Below are 18,602 nucleotides of genomic sequence, written 5' to 3' on the forward strand. Positions count from 1 at the left end.
GCCCGCCTATCCCTGGAAACTGTTGTTTCAGCGTGGCTGCGCTCTTCTAGCGGTCGGTATACAAGCTCTTCATCACCATGCCGCCGCGCATTTTCTTCGCGCCCGGCGCCAGCCCCGCCGGACAAGCGCCCTGGAACACGGCAGCCAATTCCGTGCGCTGCACTTCGCTCTTGCCATTGACTTGCACGGTGGTGTCGGCGCTCAGGGTATATGCCTTGGCCAGGTCTCCCTTGAAGGTGCCGGCCAACCTGGCGTCCGGGCAGCTGGACGCGAATTGGTAACTGTCGCCCTGACGGCTTTGCGACTCGATCTTGCATTCCTGCTCGAAGCCGGACCACAGGTCGTCGTCGATCAGGCGGTCGCGCGCGTGGTCAACGCATATTTCCCAGGAAAATGGCGAGGTGGCAGGCGTCACCTTCTACAGCCCCGTGGCGCGCTGCAAGCGCTGCGCAGGCTCGGCCGCCGAAGCGAACGTGGCCGCGCACAGGGGGAAAATAGTCATCAGGAGCAAGGTGGCGCTGCGCTTCATGGGCATTCCTCTAGCTAAAAGTTTGAATATAGCAAAGAGGAATGCGCGCAGGCCACACGCTTAGCCGTACATCCCGGGCTTTGCCGCCAGCGCGAAGGGAATGGCAAACGGACCCAGGAAAGTCACCAGGATGGCACGGATGGCCGTTATTCGTAAGGAACGGCGTTTGGCGATGAAGAGGCAAGCGAAGGCCGACAGCGACCAGATCAAGGCAGGCAAGTATGCAGTCATCATGAATTCCGGAGGCGCCCTGGAAGGCAGGAAGTCCATGCTGACACGGAATTGCGGCCACCGCAATGGCAGATTGGGCATCTGCCATTGCGGCGCGCGGCCGAGCGCCTCTCTTTCAGCCATTCTTAAGGCTGCAAGCGGCTGCCGGCCTGTGAGACGATCAGTGCTGGCCGATCTTCATGATCTTCAGCGCGTTCGTGCCGCCGACCTTGCCCATCGGCTCGCCCCAGGTCAGCACGACGGTGTCGCCTTTGGCCACGACTTTATGTTCGACCAGCAAATCTTCCGCCTGCTGCAAGACCTTGTCGCGGTCCGTGCCGGACGTCAGTTCCAGAGTGCTGACGTTGCGGTACAGGGCCAGCTTGCGGCGCGTGCCCACGCTCGGGGTCAGCGCGACGATCGGGATATCGATGTTGCAGCGGCTCATCCACAAGGCTGTGGAGCCCGATTCCGTCAGGGTGGCGATGGCCTTTACGCGCAAATGGTGGGCTGTAAACAGGGCGCCATACGCGATCGACTGGTCGATGCGCGAGAACGTGGCGTTGAGGAAATCGGCATCCAGCTTGCAGGTGTCCCACTTTTCCGCATCCAGGCAGATGGCGGCCATCGCTTCCACCGTTTCGATCGGGTAGCGGCCCGACGCCGTTTCCGCCGACGTCATGACGGCGTCCGTGCCGTCGAGCACTGCATTGGCCACGTCGGACACTTCCGCGCGGGTCGGCACGGCGTTGACGATCATCGATTCCATCATCTGCGTGGCCGTGATCGCCAGCTTGTTCGATGCGCGCGCCATCTTGATCATGCGCTTTTGCAAGGCAGGCACGGCCGCATTGCCCACTTCCACGGCCAGGTCGCCACGGGCCACCATGATGCCGTCGGACGCGTCGAGAATTTCTTGCAACGCAGGAATGGCTTCCGCGCGCTCGATCTTGGCGATCATCATCGGCTTGTGGTCCCATGCTTCGCCGGCGATATTGGCCAACTGGCGCGCCATGACCATGTCGGTGGCGTTTTTCGGAAAGGACACGGCCACGTAATCGGCCTGGAAGCTCATCGCCGTTTTCACGTCTTCCATGTCTTTCGCCGTCAGGGCCGGCGCCGACAAGCCGCCGCCCTGGCGGTTGATACCCTTGTTGTTCGACAACTCGCCGCCGATCTTGACGGTCGTATGGATTTCGCTGCCGACGACTTTGTCGACCGTCAGCACGATGAGGCCGTCGTTGAGCAGCAATACGTCGGCCGCGCGCAAGTCACGCGGCAATTCCTTGTAATCGAGGCCGCAGCGCTCGATGTTGCCCAGTTCGCCGTTCTCGCCCCATTTCGCGTCGAGGATGAACTTGGCGCCGTTTTCCAGGAAAATCTTGCCTTCTTCAAACTTGCCGACGCGAATTTTCGGGCCTTGCAAGTCGGCCATGATGGCCACTTCGCGGCCGCACAGGGCTGCCGCTTCGCGCACCATGCGGGCGCGGTCGATATGGTCTTGCGCCTTGCCATGCGAAAAGTTCAGGCGCACGACGTCGACGCCGGCCTTGAACATGCGGACGAGGGTATCGATATCGTTTGAAGCGGGGCCGATGGTGGAAACGATCTTGGTGGCGCGTTGCTGTACTTGCATGGTCATGGTTGCTGCTTTCTAAAATAAGTTGCTACAAGGGCCAGCCTTGTGGGCCGGCCGTCCTGGTGCGCTGGATCAGCGGTACTACGTTCTTACTTGGCCGCCATCAGGGCGACCGTCGTGTCGAGCATGCGGTTCGAGAAGCCCCACTCGTTGTCGTACCACGACGACACTTTCACGAGGCGGCCCGAAACCTTGGTCAAGGTCGAATCGAAGTTCGACGAAGCCGGGTTGTGGTTGAAATCGATGGAAACCAGTGGTTCCGTCTGGTACGTCAGGATGCCTTTCAGCGCGCCTTCCGACGCCGTTTTCAGCAAGGCATTCACCTCTTCCACCGTCGTATCGCGCTTGGCGATAAAGGACAGGTCGACCAGCGAGACGTTGATCGTCGGCACGCGGATGGCAAAGCCATCGAGCTTGCCATTGAGTTCCGGCAAGACGAGGCCGACGGCGGCAGCGGCGCCCGTCTTGGTGGGAATCATCGAATGCGTAGCCGAACGGGCGCGGCGCAAGTCTTCATGCATCACGTCGGACAGCACCTGGTCATTCGTGTAGGCGTGCACGGTGGTCATCAGTCCCGATTCGATGCCGATGGCGTCGTTGAGCGGTTTTACCAGCGGCGCCAGGCAATTCGTCGTGCACGAGGCATTCGAGATGACCGTGTCCGTGGCTTTCAGCACCTGCTGGTTGACGCCGAACACGATGGTGGCGTCCACGTCCTTGCCGCCCGGCGCGGAAATGATGACTTTCTTTGCCCCGCCCTTCAGGTGGGCCGACGCTTTTTCCTTGGTCGTGAAGAAACCCGTGCATTCGAGCACCACGTCGACGCCGAGCTCGCCCCACGGAATCAGGGCCGGGTCGCGCTGCGCGAAGACGCGGATACGATCGCCATTGACGAGCATATTGTCGCCGTCGATGGTGACGACGCCGGGAAACTTGCCGTGCACCGTGTCGTAGCGCGTCAAATGCGCATTCGACTTCGCGTCGCCCAGGTCATTGATGGCGACGATCTCGATATCCTGTTGCTTGCCGCCTTCATAAAACGCGCGCAAGACGTTGCGGCCGATGCGGCCATAGCCATTGATGGCAACTTTGATGGTCATGCTGTCTCCTTGATGTTTTCTGCTGAGTTCGTAAAGCCACCCAAAGTGCAACTGCTGGGGTCAGACCCGGCGGGTCTGACCCCGGATTTTCGGCGGCTCTGCCCTAAAAATTAACCGCTGTTACGCAACCCCGCCGCAATCCCATTGATCGACAAATGGATGCCCGTGCGAGCTGCCGCATCCTGCTTGCCCTCGCGGAAACGCTTCAGCAGCTCCACCTGCACGTGATTGAGCGGGTCGATATACGGGAAACGGTTGCGTATCGAACGCTGCATCAGCGGATTGGCCTGCTGTAACTCTTCCTGGCCCGTGATCAGCTTCAAGGCGTCCAGCGTGGCCGCGTATTCGGCGCGGATGCGCGTGAAGATGGCGTCGCGCAAGGCCTTGTCCTTGACCAGTTCCGCATACTTGCCTGCAATGGCGATGTCGCTCTTGGCCAGGACCATATCCATGTTCGACAGCAAGGACGTGAAGAATGGCCAGTCCGTGTACATGCCGCGCAGCACGTCCGCGCCATCGGCGGGATGGGCGGCCAGGTAGGCTTGCACGGCGGAACCGAAACCGAACCAGCCCGGCAGCATCAAGCGGCATTGCGCCCAGCTCAACACCCACGGAATGGCGCGCAAATCTTCGATGGACGTGGATTTCTTGCGCGAAGCGGGACGGCTGCCGATGTTCAGTGCGGCAATCTCGGCAATCACCGTCGATTCCCAGAAATACTGCTCGAAGCCCTCGGTGCCATACACGAGGTCGCGGTAGGCGTTCAGGGCCGTGCCGGACAGCTCTTCCATCGCGGCCAAATGGCCCGCGCCGGCCGAAGCCTTCGGTTGCAGCTGGGCCTGCGGCAGCAGGGTCGACTGGATGGTGGCGGCCACCAGCACTTCCAGGTTGCGGCGCCCCACTTCCGGGTTCGCATACTTGGCCGTGATGACTTCGCCCTGCTCCGTCAGCCGGATCTGTCCCTGCACGGCGCCTGCCGGCTGGGCCAGGATGGCTTCGTAGCTGGGGCCGCCGCCGCGTCCCACGGAACCACCGCGGCCGTGGAACAGGCGCAGCTTGATCTGATACTCCTTGAAGACGGTCACCAGTTCGATCTCGGCCTTGTAGAGTTCCCAGCCCGAGGTCAGGAAGCCGCCGTCCTTGTTGCTGTCCGAATAGCCGAGCATGACTTCCTGCTGGTCCGCGCGCGAGGCAAGCAAGCCACGGTAGAACGGCAAGCCGAACGCGCGCGCCATGATGGCGGGGCCGGCACGCAAGTCGTCGATCGTTTCAAACAGCGGGATGATGTTGACGTCCGCTTCGAGGCTGTCCTGGCGCAGCAAGCCCACTTCTTTCAGCAGCAAGGCCACTTCCAGCAAGTCCGACACGCTGGCCGCCTTCGAAATGATGCAGTTCGGCACCGACTCCTTGCCGTATTTGACGTGGGCTTCGCGCACGGCGCGGAAGATGTCGAGTTCGGAAGTCGTTTCTTCCGAGTATTGCGCATACGGCGACGTCAGCAGGCGTGGCGATTCCAGTTCGGCCAGCAGCAAGCTGATGCGCTGCTCTTCATCGAGGTCCAGGTAGACGAGGCCCGGCTGGGCACCCGCGAACAGTTCGCCCACGACGCGCTCATGCACGTCGGAATTCTGGCGCAAGTCGAGCGGCGCCAGCGAGAAACCGAAGACCTTGACGGCGCGGCGCAGCTGGCGCAAGCGGCCCCGTGCCAGTGCGCGCAAGCCATTGCTGACGAGCGAATGCTGGACCACGTCCAGGTCGGCCAGCAGTTCGGCAGCCGCAGCGTAAGGCTGCACACCGTCGGCTTGCTTGCCCTTGCCGGAAAGAACCACGCGCGTGTTTTCCAGGCGCGCATGGATGCCGTGCAGGGCGCGGCGGTACGGCTCGTCCACGCGATGCGGCGAGGCATCGGCCGAGCGCTCGGCCAGCGCGCGCAGCGGCTCGCTGCAGGCGTTCAGTATTTGCGCCAGCGACAGTTGCGAAGCGAGCTTGCGCAATTCACCGAGGTAAAAGTCGAGCACCTTGTCGGCCTGCGTTTGCAGGGTGCTGCGCAGGATGTCGGCCGTGACGAACGGGTTGCCGTCGCGGTCGCCGCCTATCCAGCTGCCGACCTTCATGAAATTCGGTAATTCCGCATCTTCCCAGCGGGCATCGCGCTGGGCCAGCATCGTTTCCAGCGAAGAATACAGTTTCGGCAATTCGCGCAAGATCGTGTGGTCGTAGAACGACAGGCCATTGGCCACTTCATCCATGACGGACAGCTTGCTCGTACGCAGCAAACGCGTCTGCCACAAGGTCACGATGCCGCGGCCCAGCGCTTCTTCGTTTTGCTCGGCTTCTTCCGGCGTCATCTGCACGCGGTCGCGCTCGCTCAACAGGCGGGCAATGGCCATCTGGCAATTCTGGATGCTCTTGCGCTGCACTTCCGTCGGATGCGCCGTGAAGACGGGGCTGACGAACGCATCTTCGAAAAACGTTTCCAATGCATCTGCCTTGCCCGCGTCAAACACGTTGCCGACGGCATGGCTGAGGCTACCCTGGCGCGGCGGCGAGCCGGCGATCAAGTGGGCGCGCGTGCGGCGAATGTGGTGCTGGTCTTCCGCAATATTGGCCAGCAGCGAGAAATAGCTGAAAGCGCGCGTCAATTGCGTGGTTTCTTCCTGCGACAGCGCTTGCAGCGCGTCCGACAGCTGCGCGCGCGCCGCTTCATCATTGTCGCGGCGGAAACGGATGGCCAGCTGGCGCACATGTTCGATGCGCTCGAAGGCGGGGTCGCCCAAGTGGTTGCGGATGGCGTCGCCCAGCAGACGGCCCAGCTGGCGGATATCGCTGCTCAGCAGCTCGTCTTTCACTTCATTCATTTGCATGGTATGTATTTCCTGGGGCGGCCATGGCGGCACCGCACAGATTGCGTAGTTCGCGCTTCCCGGCCCGGGAAACGCCCATCGTCGAATTTGTAGTAAATTTACCTTATTGCTTCACCATCCTCTTGATTTCCATCAAAAAAAATCCTACTCAAAGGGCCAACAAGGGCTTACGAGCTATTTACCAGGGCAACAATATGAAAATTTACTACGCATTTAAGCGAAAGGCAATCAACTTTTGTCTTTCGAAGCGGAAAAGTGACGGCGCAATACACACGGCCGGCGCTCTCCTGTATGCTGCGGATGAAACAAGGATGTAATCCACATCTTTCACACACCTGACAAAAACGTAGCGAGCGGATGAGAGTTGTGGCCGAGAAGCGCAGCTGTGCGGATGCACAGTGAGCATCGCAGGCCGCAAATCGCGACGCGCAGTAGCTTTGTCGGGTGTTTACTCTCTACTCCCATGCGACTGACTGCCTATACCGACTACACCCTGCGCACCCTGATGTACCTGGGCGTGCACCGCGACCGCCTGGTGACCATTCAGGACATCGCCGACCTGCATGCCATCTCGAAAAATCATTTGATGAAGGTGGTGCACCAGCTGGGCCTGTCAGGCATCGTGGAAACGGTGCGTGGGCGCAATGGCGGCCTGCGCCTGGCGCGCGATCCGGCCGAGATCAATATCGGCACCGTCGTGCGCGAGACGGAAAACGATTTTTTCATGGCGGAATGTTTTAACAAGGAAAACAATACCTGCCCGCTGACACCCGATTGCCTGCTGAAAGCCAAGCTGGGCCAGGCCACGGCCGCCTTCCTGGCCGTGCTCGACACGGTGACCCTGGCATCGATACTTGAAGCGACGCCGGGCGCGCCGGCGCTGGCGGCCGGTGTGATCCCCCTGCGCGTGGCAAAGTAAGCGCGCCAAAAACAACAATGCCCGGCGAACCGGGCATTGTTTCCTGCAGCGACTATCTAAAACATCAATGCGCGCTAGCGCCTGCCGCGCCGATGCCCGTTTCCGAACGCATCTGCTGCGCTTCGTAGCCGGCGCGGTCGATGCGCGCGCGCGGGCTCTTGTCGAGCACCGAGAACAGCCAGATGCCAACAAAGCCTGCCGTCATCGAGAACAGCGCCGGCGAGGCGTAAGGAAACAGCGCTTCGCCATGGCCGAGCACGTCGACCCACACGGACTTCGACACCACCGTCAGCGCGACGGCCGTGGTCAAGCCGAGGAAGCCGCCGATGGTGGCGCCCCGCGTCGTGCAATCCTTCCACAGCACCGACATGAACAGCACGGGGAAGTTGGCCGAGGCGGCAATGGCGAAAGCCAGCGAGACCATGAAGGCGATGTTCTGCTTTTCAAAGGCGATGCCCAGCACCACGGCGATGATGCCCAGCACGATCGTCGTCACGCGCGACACTTTCAATTCATTGGCGCCCGTGGCCTTGCCCTTCTTGATGACGGTGGCATACAGATCGTGCGACACGGCCGACGCGCCCGACAGGGTCAGGCCCGCCACGACAGCCAGAATCGTGGCGAACGCGACCGCCGACATGAAGCCGAGGAAGACGTTGCCGCCCACGGCCTTGGCCAGGTGCACTGCCGCCATGTTGTTACCACCCAGCAGCTTGCCGGCCGCATCCTTGAACTCGGGATTGGTGCTCACCAGCACGATGGCGCCAAAGCCGATGATGAAGGTCAGAATGTAGAAATAGGCGATCCAGGTGGTGGCCCAGAACACGGATTTGCGCGCTTCCTTGGCGCTCGGCACCGTGAAGAAACGCATCAAAATGTGCGGCAAACCGGCCGTGCCGAACATCAGCGCCATGCCGAACGAGATGGCCGAGATCGGGTCCTTGATGAAGGAACCAGGGCCCATGATGGCTTCCTTGGTGGCGTGCACGTCCACCGACTTGGCGAACAGCGCTTCCGGGCTGAAGTTGAATTGCGCCAGCACGGCCACGGCCATGAAGGTGGCCCCGCCCAGCAGCATCACGGCCTTGATGATCTGCACCCAGGTGGTGGCCGTCATGCCGCCGAACAGCACGTAGATCATCATCAAGGTACCGACGAGGACGACGGCGATCCAGTACTCGAGGCCGAACAGCAGCTTGATCAGCTGGCCCGCGCCCACCATCTGTGCGATCAGGTAAAAGGCCACGACGACGAGGGTGCCGGACGCGGAAAAGATGCGGATCGGCGCCTGCTTGAAGCGGTAGGCGGCCACGTCGGCAAAGGTGAAGCGGCCCAGATTGCGCAGGCGCTCGGCCATCAAAAAGGTGATGACGGGCCAGCCGACGAGAAAGCCGATGGCGTAGATCAGGCCATCGTAGCCGTTCAGGAAGACGGCGGCGGAAATGCCGAGAAACGATGCGGCCGACATATAGTCGCCCGCAATCGCCAGGCCGTTCTGGAAGCCCGTGATGCCGCCGCCGGCCGTGTAGAAATCGGAGGCCGACTTGGTCTTCGCAGCTGCCCACTTGGTGACGAACAGGGTGAAGATGACGAAGGCGGCGAACATGATGATCGCCGTCCAGTTGGTCGGTTGCTTGACTGCCTGGCCCAGGTCGGCGCCGGCCGCAAACGCGGCGTTGCTGGCACCCAGCAGGGCCAGGACGCTCAGGCAAGACATGCCGCGCAGCGCATGCTTGGCGGCGCTCATGCCTGCACCCGTGCCTGGATGGCGTTGCTCAGGTCGTCGAATTGCTTGTTGGCGCGGCGCACATAGATGCCGGTGACGAGCACGGTAAACACGATGACGAACAGGCCGATCGGCATGCCCCAGGTCATCACGCCGGCGCCCGTTTTCGTGGCCAGGAATTCCTTGTTGAAGGCGATGAGCAGGATGTAGCCGTAGTACACGAGCATCATCAGGCCCGTCAGCGCCCAGCCGAAGCGGGAACGCACCTTGACCAGCTGATGATAGCTGGGGTCGCTCTTGATTTTTTGAACCAGATCGTCATGCATTGTGTTGCCTCCTGTTATGTAAAAGCGTGCTCTTTTGTGCGAGCTTGGATTCACAGTACAGCGCGAGGCTTACCCGCCCCTTACGGCAGCGTTTTTTCTCGCGGGGGCAACACAAGACAGGAAGAAAAATCAGTTCAAGGCGGCAGCCGGTCCGAAGAATTCATGGTGCGTCTGCTGTTCCGGCACGCCCAGCTCGCGCAAGTATTGCTTGACGGCCCGCATGAACGGCTGCGGTCCCAGGAAATAGGCATCGACGTCGCGCGAGGCCGGCAGCCAGTCATTCAGCTGCTCTTTATTCAGCAAGCCGATGGCGTCCGGCGCATCGTGTTCACCACCATGTTCCGCATAGCAGTAATAGCGCTGCAACTGCGGGTGCTGCGCGGCCAGCTCGTCGATCTGCGCGCGAAACGCATGCACGCCGTGGTTGCGCGCCGCATGGATGAAATGCACGGGACGCTTGCCGCGCAGGGCCGCCGTCAGCATGGCCAAGGTCGGCGTGATGCCCACGCCGCCGCTGATCAGCACCAGCGGCTTGTCGCTGTCTTTCAGCACGAAGTCGCCCGATGGCGGCGTCAGCTGCACAGTGTCGCCCGCCTGCACGTGGTCGTGGAAATAGTTCGACACCTTGCCGCCCTGCTCGCGCTTGACGCTGATGCGGTAAGTCTGGCCATTGCTGGCGGCCGACAGCGAGTATTGGCGGCGCATGGGCACACCATCGACGGTGGCCAGCACGCCGATGTACTGGCCTGGCGCGAAGTCGAGCACGGGCTGGCCATCAACGGGCGCCAGCAGGAAGGATGTGATCTCGCCGCTTTCCACTGTCTTGCTGCGCACGGTAAAGTCGCGCGCGCCGCTCCAGCCGCCCGGTGCGGCCGCCTGCGCCTTGTAGATGCGCCCTTCTTCGCCGGCCAGGATGTCGGCCAGTTGTCCGTAGGCCGCGCCCCAGGCGTCGATGACGGCATCGCTGGCGACCTCTGCGCCCAGCACTTCGCGGATCGCCTGCAGCAGGCTGGCACCGACCAGCGGATAGTGCTCGGCGCGAATTTGCAGGGCCACGTGCTTGTTGACGATGGTCGACACGAGGTCGCCCAACGCATCCAGTTGATCGATATGTTTGGCATACATCAGCACGCCATTGGCCAGTGCGCGCTGCTGGTCGCCGCTGTGCTGGTGCGCCTGGTTAAAGTACGGCAGCACTTCCGGATGGTCGCGGAACAGATTCTTGTAGAAGTGGCGCGTCAGCGCTTCGCCGCCCTGCTCGAGGATGGGGACGGTGGCCGTGATGATGGCGCGTTGTTCTTGGGTCAGCATGTAAAACTCCTGTGTGGATATGGGTAAGCGGTCTCAGGCCAGCGTCTCTACAGCTGGATATAACTCATGGTCTTCGCGGCGCATGCGCTGGAACAGCGCGTGCAGCACGGTATTGGCTTCGCTGCGGAAGGCTTCCGGTTCGGCTTCCAGGCGCACGGGCGTATTCCAGCGGCCGGCGAAATCAAGGTAGGCGCCGGCGATGCCGTGCATCTCGTTTTCGTACTGGCGCCCCAGCTGGGCCACTTTGGCGACGCCGGACGCTTGCGCGGCCGGATACAGGTAGCGCTGCTCGACGGCCAGGTGCAGCTTGATCAAGCCGCTCATGGCGATGATCTGTTCGGCAATGGCCTGCGCCTGCGCGGCCACACCGCCGCGCGCCAGCTGGCGCAAGTCGTCGATGGCGGCCAGGATGGCCAGATGCTGCTGTTTGAATTTGTCGATATTCATGGCGTTTTTCTCTTGTTGAGTGCGGCCAGTGTAGCGGAATTCGCTTAAACATGCAAATTACATGCATCTTTAAAGCTTCAACGTTTCCTGGAGGAATGTAAATCGACATGCGCCACTATGTGCGGCACAGAACACAAGCTTCCGCGATGCCTGCCTATAATTTGCTCATCACAGCGCGGGCCCGTTTGCGGCCGTGCCGCACCCTCCACTCCAGCCAAGGATGAGCATGAAAAACAAGACGGGCACGGGCCAGGCGCAGCAACTGGCCGGCATCATCAACGAGCACCACACGGAACTGCTGGATGGCTGGATGGCCGGCCTGATCGCCCGCCTCGTGCGGCGCGACAAGATCGCGGAAAACGAGCTGCGCCAGCAGGCATCGCAATTGCTGCCGCTGCTGGCTGGCGCGCTGGAAAGCGGCGACTCGTTCGACATCGAAGGCGGCGCCTGGGACGATACACGCCAGCTGATCGCGGAAATATCGCAGTCGCGCGTGCGCCAGGGCTATTCGCCGATCGACACGGCCAGCTTCATGTTCGCCCTCAAGGAGCCGCTGTTCGGCTACCTGCGCAAGGCGATCACGGCGCAGCCGGAGCAGCTGGGCGACGCCATCGTCAGCACCAGCAAATTGTTCGACGAGCTGGGCCTGCTGACCATCGCCATCTACCAGAAGGCGCGCGAACAGGTGATTCTGCGCCAGCAGCAGGAATTGCTGGAACTGTCGACGCCCGTCGTGCAGCTGTGGCAAAACGTGCTGGCCCTGCCCCTGATCGGCACGCTCGACAGTGCGCGCACGCAGGTGGTGATGGAAAGCCTGCTGCAAAAGATCGTCGATACGGGCGCCCTGATCGCCATCATTGACATCACGGGCGTGCCGACAGTCGACACCCTGGTGGCGCAGCACCTGCTGAAAACCATCGCCGCCGCGCGCCTGATGGGCGCCGACTGCATCATCAGCGGCATCCGCCCGCAGATCGCGCAAACCATCGTGCACCTGGGCGTCAACCTGGAAGACGTGATGACCAAGGCCACCCTGGCCGACGCCTTCGTCGTGGCCCTGAAACGCACGGGTTCCAGCATCAGCTACCAGCAGCAAGCACACTGAGGAGCCTATGGAAAGAATCCCCATTTTACGCATGGGCCGGCTGCTGCTGGTGACGATCCAGGTGGACATGCATGACCGCCTGGCGATGACCTTGCAGGACGACCTGACCACCCGCATCGTGACGGACCGCGCCACGGGCGTGCTGATCGATATTTCCGCGCTTGACATCGTGGACTCCTTCATCGGCCGCATGATCAGCAACACGGCGGCGATGGCGAAAATCCTCGACGCGCGCACCGTCGTCGTCGGCATGCAGCCAGCCGTCGCCATCACCCTGGTGGAGCTGGGGCTGACCCTGGAAGGCGTGAGCACCGCGCTCAACGTGGAGCTGGGCATCAAGATGCTGGAACGGGGCGGCGCATGCGCATGACGGGGGCGCCATGCTAGGCGCGCAGGCACAGGAGCGGACTCAGACGGGAGGGCCGCAGACGCAGCAGATCCTGCCCCTGCATAGCGACGAAGACGTCGTGCGGCTGCGCAAGCAGGTGCGCGACAGCATGGTCGCCATGGGGTTTGGCCTGATCGAACAGACCAAGATCATCACGGCGGCCAGCGAGCTGGCGCGCAACACCCTGCGCTACGGCGGCGGCGGCGAAGCGCGCATCGCGCGCGTTTGCGATGGCGCGCGGCAGGGGCTGGAACTGCGCTTTGTCGATGCGGGACCGGGCATCGACGATATCCCCCTGGCGCTGACCGATGGCTACACCAGCGGCGGCGGGCTGGGACTGGGGCTGGGCGGCGCCAAGCGCCTTGCCGACGCATTTCACATCGACACGGCGCCCGGCGCGGGCACCACCGTCACCATCGCGAAATGGAAGCTGTTTTGAACCACCAGGAACCACAGCCTGACATTCTCAGGCAAAGAAGTTTTCCCATCGGCGAACCGAGCGAGATCGCCGCGGCCCGCCGCGCCGGCAACGAACTGGCGCGCCGCATCGGCTTCGACGACGTGCGCACGGGCCAGCTGGCCATCATCATCAGCGAAGCGGCGACCAACATCGTCAAGCACGCGCAACGCGGCGAAATCCTGCTGCGCAAGGTGCTGCGCGGCGGCACCAGCGGCATCGAAGTGCTGGCCATCGACAACGGCCCCGGCATGGCCAATGTACGCCAGCACATGCAGGATGGCCATTCCACCACGGGCACCTACGGCGTGGGGCTGGGCGCGATACGCCGCCTGGGCCAGGAATTCGACCTGTACACGGCGCCTGGCAAGGGCACGGTGCTGATGGTGGTGGTCTGGGGGCAGCACGCCAGCAGCGCCATCCCCGCCCATCCGAACTGGCGCATCGGCGCCGTGTGCCTGCCGCTGGCCTCGGAGCAGGTGTGCGGCGACGCCTGGAACGTGGTCTGCGAAGGCCATGAACTGAGCCTGATGGTGGCCGATGGCCTGGGCCACGGCCCGCTGGCGGCGCGCGCCTCGGAACGCGCCAGCGCCTTGCTGGAAACCGACACGCCCGGCTTGCCGCCCCTGCCCGCCCCCTTCATCGAACTGGCCCACGGCGCCCTGCGCACGACGCGCGGCGCGGCCATGGCGGTGGCGCATATCGACAGCGCGCGCCGCGAATTGCGCTATGCGGGCGTGGGCAATATCGCCGCCTGCGCCTTCGATGCGCAGCAGCGCCGGCATCTGCTGTCGCATAACGGCATCGTCGGCAGCAACCTGCGCAAGGTGCAGGAGTTCTGCTATCCATGGCAGCTGGGCACGACCTTGATCATGCACTCGGACGGCTTGCACACGCGCTGGGACCTGGAACAGTATCCGGGCCTGGCGCAATGCCACCCCAGCCTCGTCGCCGCCGTGCTGTACCGCGATTTTGCGCGCGGGCGCGACGACGTCACGGTGGTGGTGCTGCGCGAACATGAGGAATGCCAGGCCGTCACCGCGGAAAGGAGCGAAACAGCATGACGCAACGCATATTGACGGCCCATATCGGCAGCGAACTCGATGTAGTGGGCGCACGCCAGCGCGCGCGGCAGATCGCCGCCCTGTGCGGCTTCGGCGTGCAGGACCAGGTGCGCATCGCCACGGCCGTGTCGGAACTGGCGCGCAACGTCTACAACTACGCCGGCAGCGGCAAGGTGCATTTCGCCATCGACGGCCAGACGGCGCCGCAGGTGCTCAGCATCCGCATCGAAGACCAGGGCCCCGGCATTGCGCAGCTCGACAAGATATTGGCCGGCACCTACCGCTCGCCGACGGGCATGGGCCTGGGCATCCTGGGCGCCCAGCGCCTGATGGACCGCTGCCATATCCACAGCACGCCCGGCGAAGGCACGCAGATCACGCTGCACAAGCTGTTCCCGCGCGACGCGCGCCTGCTCGACGGAAGCATGATCGGCACGCTGTCCGGCAGCCTGCAGGCGCTGCCTTCGGATATCACGCTGTCCGAAGTGCAGCAGCAGAACCGCGAGCTTTTGAGCACCCTGGCCGAACTGAAGACGCGCCAGGACGACCTGCTGCAGCTGACGCGCGAGCTGGAAGACACCAACCGCGGCGTGGTGGCGCTGTTCGCGGAACTCGACGAAAAAGCCGACCACCTGCGCCGCGCCGACCAGATGAAATCGCGCTTCCTGTCGAACATGAGCCATGAATTCCGCACCCCGCTCAGCTCCATCCGCGCCCTGTCCAAGCTGCTGCTCGACCGCATCGACGGCGATCTGTCGGAAGAGCAGGAAAAGCAGGTGATGTTCATCCTGCAAAGCGCCGTCAGCCTGAGCGACCTGGTCAACGACCTGCTGGACCTGGCCAAGATCGAGGCGGGCAAGGTCGACGTGCACGCCAACAGCTTCCATGTGGCCGACCTGTTCAGCGCCCTGCGCGGCATGCTGCGTCCGCTGCTGGTGTCCGATACCCTCACCTTGACCTTCATCGACCCCGACCCGGCGCTGCACATCCACACGGATGAAGGCAAGCTGTCGCAAATCCTGCGCAACTTCATCTCCAACGCCCTCAAATTCACCGAGGCCGGCGCCATCGTCGTCAGTGCCACGCCCTTGCCGGAGCAGGACGCCATCCGCTTTTCCGTCTCCGACACGGGCCTGGGCATCGATGCCGAAGACGTGCAGCTGATCTTCGAGGAATTCAGCCAGGTGGAAAACCACATGCAGCGCAAGGTCAAGGGCACGGGCCTGGGCCTGCCCCTGTGCCGCAACCTGGCCACCCTGCTCAATGGCACGGTGTCCGTGGAAAGCACACCGGGCCACGGTTCGCTGTTTTCCGTCGTCCTGCCCACCAGCTACCATGCGCCCGAAGGCAGCCTGCCGCCCAGCGCGCCGGCCAACGACAATGGCAACGACCAGCGCATCGGCGTGCTCGTGGTGGAAGACAATCCGCCCGTGCGCCTGCTGTATGAAAAATTTTTGGCCGGCAGCGAATTTCGCGTCGTTCCCGCGCGCAGCGTGCGCGAGGCGCAGGAGCGCTGGGAACAGCAGCGCCCCGCCGCCGTCATCCTCGACATCCTGCTGCACGGCGAAACGGCCTGGCATTGGCTGGCCGAGCTGAAAAACGACCCGCTGCGGCGCCAGGTACCTGTCATCGTCGCCACCGAGATCGACGACGTGCGCAAGGGACTGGCCCTGGGCGCCGAGGCCTACTACATCAAGCCGCTGTCGCGCCAGCAATTGCTGGCGACCCTGCGCGCGCTGATCGGCAATACACATCACCGGCAAGAGCCGGCTCCGCCGCAAGGCACAACCACATGGGACAATGCGCATGCTACCGGATAACAACAGCGATGCTCTGATCCTGAACGTCGATGACAGCGACGGCGCACGCTACGCCAAATCGCGCATCCTCAAACGCGCCGGCTTCAAGGTCATCGAAGCCTCGAATGGGGGCGACGCGCTGCTGCGCGCCCGCCAGGACCGCCCCAACCTGATCCTCCTCGACGTCAAGCTGCCCGACATCAACGGCCTGGAAGTGTGCCGCCAGCTGAAGGGCGGCGCCGAGACGAACACCATCCTGGTGCTGCAGACGTCCGCTTCCTGCATCGGCACGGCCGACAAGATCCGCGCCCTCGATGGCGGCGCCGACAATTATCTGGTCGAGCCGATCGAGGCCGATGAACTGATCGCCAACGTCAAGGCGCTGCTGCGGCTGGGACGGGTCGAGCGCGCGCTGCGCGACGTGGACCGCCGCAAGGATGAATTCCTGGCCACCCTGGCGCACGAATTGCGCAATCCGCTGGGCCCCATCCGCACGGCGCTGGCCCTGCTGTGCAAGCTCGACCCCGTCGTGCCGGCCGTGCAGGACAACGCACGCCGCACCATCGGGCGCCACACCGACCACCTGGTGCGCCTGGTGGACGACCTGCTCGACGTGTCGCGCATCTCGCAGGGCAAAATCTCGCTGCAATGGGAAAGCGTGAGCCTGGCCAGCGTCATCCGCAGCGCGCTGGAAACGAGCTCGCACAGCGTCGAAGCGCGCGGCCATGCGCTGGACGTGAACTTGCCCAAGGAAGAACTGTGGGTCTGCGGCGACGCCGTGCGCCTGTCGCAGATCGTCGCCAACCTGCTGCTCAACGCGGCCAAGTTCACGGCGCCGGGCGGGCGCATCGCCATCACCGCCGTGCGCGAAAGCGACAACGTGCGCATCAGCCTGAGCGACAACGGCATCGGCATCGCCGCCGCCAGCATCGACAGCATCTTCGGCCTGTTCGAGCAGAGCGGCCACTCGCCCGACCGGGTGCAGGACGGCTTGGGCATCGGCCTGTCGCTGGTGCGCAACCTGGTGACCTTGCACGGCGGCCAGGTCAGCGTGCACAGCCCTGGCGTGGGGCTGGGCAGCACCTTCGAAGTCATCCTGCCGCTCGACGCCAACCTGCCGCAGCCGGCCGCGCCAGCGCCGGAGGCGGCCACCGGCGGCAGCCAGCGCATCCTCGTCGTCGACGACAACTGCGACGCGGCCGACACCCTGGCCGAATTGCTGGAAATGTACGGCCACACGGTGCGCACGGCCTACACTGGCACGCAAGCGACCGAGCGCACCCTGGAATTCAAGCCCGACATCGTCTTTCTCGACATCGGCCTGCCCGACATGAGCGGCTACGACGTGGCCGTCAAAATGCGCCAGCTGCCGATACCGCAGCAGTTCCTGCTCGTGGCGCTGACCGGCTATGGCCAGGAACACGACCGGCAGGCGGCCCTGGCGTCGGGTTTCAATGAACACTTCGCCAAGCCTGTCGATTTTGGCAAGCTGGCCATGCTGGGATTGCATATCGCACCATGAGCGGGGGTGGCGGCTGCGTGTTGCCAGGGCGTCCGCTATAATCGGCGGCCGCCTCACCTCTGGAACCATGACATGAAAACCCGCACGCCGCTGCTGCGCATCACCATGATACTGGGCGCCCTGCACGCCCTGCTGGGCTGGCTGCTGCTGCCTGCCCTGCCCGTCGGCCTGGCCGGCTGGCTGCTGGGCGGCGCCGTCTTGCTCGCCTCGACCATGCTCATGCCGATGACCATCTTCGCCCGCGCCGTCACCAACGATGGGCGCCTGGCCGACCGCTTGAGCTGGGCTGGCTCGCTGTGCATGGGCTTTTTTTCCTCGCTGTTCGTACTCACCGTGCTGCGCGAGCTGACCCTGCTGATTCCCGCCGCCCGCCCGCACGCACAGGCGTCCGCCGTGCTGGTCCTGCTTCTGGCCCTGCTGGCCACCGTCGTCGGCTACCTCAACGCTCGCAAGGTGGCGCGCGTGCGCGAAGTGACGGTGCCGATTGCCGGCCTGCCGGCTGCCTTGCAGGGCTTGACCATCGTGCAGCTGAGCGACATCCACGTGGGCGCCACCATCAAGCGCGCCTACGTGGAAGCCATCGTCGAGCGCGCCAACGGCCTGCGGGCCGACATCGTCGCCATCACGGGCGACGTGGTCGATGGCACGGTGGCGCAGCTGGGCAGCCATACGGCGCCGCTGGGCGAGCTGCGTGCGCGCCATGGCGTCTTCCTCGTGACGGGCAACCACGAATACTATTCGGGCGCCGCGCCGTGGGTGGCGGAATTCCGCCGCCTGGGCTTGCGCGTACTGATGAACGAGCACACGGTGCTCGAACACGACGGCGCGCGCCTGGCCCTGGCCGGCGTCACCGATTTCAATGCGGCCAGTTTCGACCCTGCCCAGAAAAGCGACCCGCAAGCGGCCATCGCCGGCGCACCGGCCGATCTCCCCCGCATCCTGCTGGCGCACCAGCCGCGCAGCGCGCCTGACGCCGAAGCGGCCGGCTACGACCTGCAATTGTCGGGCCACACGCACGGGGGACAATTCTGGCCCTGGAATCTGTTCGTGCCGCTGCAGCAGCCGTATGTGGCGGGCCTGCACCGGCAAGGCCGCCTGTGGATTTATGTGAGCCGCGGCACCGGTTACTGGGGCCCGCCGAAACGCATCGGCGCGCCGGCGGAGATTACGAGACTGAGGCTGGTGGCGGCGTAGAA

General features: G+C 63.6%; 17 protein-coding genes. 8 read left to right on the forward strand and 9 right to left on the reverse strand.

Features of this window, described 5'->3' with window-relative positions:
• Nucleotides 1-46: 46 nt before the first annotated feature.
• From JAB6_RS10025 to ppc, 5 genes are all read right to left on the reverse strand, one after another.
• A complete protein-coding gene (locus tag JAB6_RS10025) occupies nt 47-415 on the reverse strand; it encodes a DUF3617 family protein (protein WP_217494619.1) in 369 nt (122 codons plus the stop codon).
• 174 nt (nt 416-589) lie between these two features.
• Nucleotides 590-763: a hypothetical protein gene (locus JAB6_RS29290; protein WP_175444522.1), complete on the reverse strand. Its 174-nt coding sequence runs from the start codon at nt 761-763 to the stop codon at nt 590-592.
• A 157-nt stretch (nt 764-920) separates the two neighbouring features.
• Nucleotides 921-2,381 carry a pyruvate kinase gene (gene pyk, locus JAB6_RS10035; protein ID WP_083292642.1) on the reverse strand — a complete coding sequence of 487 codons (1,461 nt, stop codon included), beginning with the start codon at nt 2,379-2,381 and terminating at the stop codon, nt 921-923.
• An 86-nt stretch (nt 2,382-2,467) separates the two neighbouring features.
• Nucleotides 2,468-3,478 (reverse strand): type I glyceraldehyde-3-phosphate dehydrogenase, encoded by a 1,011-nt coding sequence (gap, locus tag JAB6_RS10040; protein WP_034755750.1) that lies wholly within the window; start codon nt 3,476-3,478, stop codon nt 2,468-2,470.
• 110 nt (nt 3,479-3,588) lie between these two features.
• A complete protein-coding gene (ppc, locus tag JAB6_RS10045; protein ID WP_217494620.1) occupies nt 3,589-6,342 on the reverse strand; it encodes a phosphoenolpyruvate carboxylase in 2,754 nt (917 codons plus the stop codon).
• Between the two features lie 463 nt (nt 6,343-6,805).
• Between ppc and JAB6_RS10050 the strand changes: the two genes are divergently transcribed.
• Nucleotides 6,806-7,261, forward strand: coding sequence for an Rrf2 family transcriptional regulator (locus JAB6_RS10050; RefSeq protein ID WP_070291511.1), 456 nt, complete (start codon nt 6,806-6,808; stop codon nt 7,259-7,261).
• 64 nt (nt 7,262-7,325) lie between these two features.
• Here JAB6_RS10050 and JAB6_RS10055 read toward each other — a convergent pair whose 3' ends face one another.
• The 4 genes from JAB6_RS10055 to JAB6_RS10070 all read right to left on the reverse strand — a co-directional run bounded on the left by JAB6_RS10055 (nt 7,326) and on the right by JAB6_RS10070 (nt 11,071).
• Entirely contained in the window at nt 7,326-9,008 is a 1,683-nt protein-coding gene (locus tag JAB6_RS10055) for a cation acetate symporter (protein WP_139143338.1), read from the reverse strand.
• Nucleotides 9,005-9,313, reverse strand: coding sequence for a DUF485 domain-containing protein (locus tag JAB6_RS10060; RefSeq protein WP_034755744.1), 309 nt, complete (start codon nt 9,311-9,313; stop codon nt 9,005-9,007). Before JAB6_RS10060 ends, JAB6_RS10055 begins: the two co-directional genes overlap by 4 nt.
• A 129-nt stretch (nt 9,314-9,442) precedes the next feature.
• Nucleotides 9,443-10,624, reverse strand: a complete 1,182-nt coding sequence (hmpA, locus tag JAB6_RS10065) for an NO-inducible flavohemoprotein (RefSeq protein WP_070302661.1) — start codon at nt 10,622-10,624, stop codon at nt 9,443-9,445.
• 33 nt (nt 10,625-10,657) lie between these two features.
• Complete coding sequence (locus JAB6_RS10070; protein ID WP_070302663.1) at nt 10,658-11,071, reverse strand: hemerythrin domain-containing protein; 414 nt, start codon at nt 11,069-11,071, stop codon at nt 10,658-10,660.
• 226 nt (nt 11,072-11,297) lie between these two features.
• Here JAB6_RS10070 and JAB6_RS10075 point away from each other — a divergent pair, with 226 nt between their 5' ends.
• The 7 genes from JAB6_RS10075 (at nt 11,298) to JAB6_RS10105 (ending at nt 18,600) form a co-directional block, all read left to right on the forward strand.
• The gene (locus JAB6_RS10075; protein WP_034756446.1) at nt 11,298-12,176 is read left to right on the forward strand and encodes an STAS domain-containing protein; all 879 of its coding nucleotides are present in this window, start codon (nt 11,298-11,300) and stop codon (nt 12,174-12,176) included.
• A gap of 7 nt (nt 12,177-12,183) precedes the next feature.
• Nucleotides 12,184-12,546: an STAS domain-containing protein gene (locus JAB6_RS10080; RefSeq protein WP_034755734.1), complete on the forward strand. Its 363-nt coding sequence runs from the start codon at nt 12,184-12,186 to the stop codon at nt 12,544-12,546.
• A 10-nt stretch (nt 12,547-12,556) separates the two neighbouring features.
• Nucleotides 12,557-13,003: an ATP-binding protein gene (locus JAB6_RS10085; RefSeq protein ID WP_070302665.1), complete on the forward strand. Its 447-nt coding sequence runs from the start codon at nt 12,557-12,559 to the stop codon at nt 13,001-13,003.
• Nucleotides 13,000-14,085, forward strand: coding sequence for an ATP-binding SpoIIE family protein phosphatase (locus JAB6_RS10090; RefSeq protein WP_235194301.1), 1,086 nt, complete (start codon nt 13,000-13,002; stop codon nt 14,083-14,085). Before JAB6_RS10085 ends, JAB6_RS10090 begins: the two co-directional genes overlap by 4 nt.
• Nucleotides 14,082-15,905, forward strand: coding sequence for an ATP-binding protein (locus JAB6_RS10095; RefSeq protein ID WP_070302666.1), 1,824 nt, complete (start codon nt 14,082-14,084; stop codon nt 15,903-15,905). The genes JAB6_RS10090 and JAB6_RS10095 overlap by 4 nt, the downstream gene beginning before the upstream one ends.
• On the forward strand, nt 15,892-17,406 hold the full coding sequence (locus JAB6_RS10100; protein WP_051991774.1) for a response regulator: 1,515 nt from the start codon (nt 15,892-15,894) through the stop codon (nt 17,404-17,406). Before JAB6_RS10095 ends, JAB6_RS10100 begins: the two co-directional genes overlap by 14 nt.
• Before the next feature lie 72 nt (nt 17,407-17,478).
• Complete coding sequence (locus tag JAB6_RS10105) at nt 17,479-18,600, forward strand: metallophosphoesterase (RefSeq protein WP_070302668.1); 1,122 nt, start codon at nt 17,479-17,481, stop codon at nt 18,598-18,600.
• Nucleotides 18,601-18,602: the final 2 nt, after the last annotated feature.

This window comes from Janthinobacterium sp. HH104, from assembly GCF_001758715.1.
Taxonomy (GTDB): Bacteria; Pseudomonadota; Gammaproteobacteria; order Burkholderiales; family Burkholderiaceae_D; genus Janthinobacterium; species Janthinobacterium aestuarii.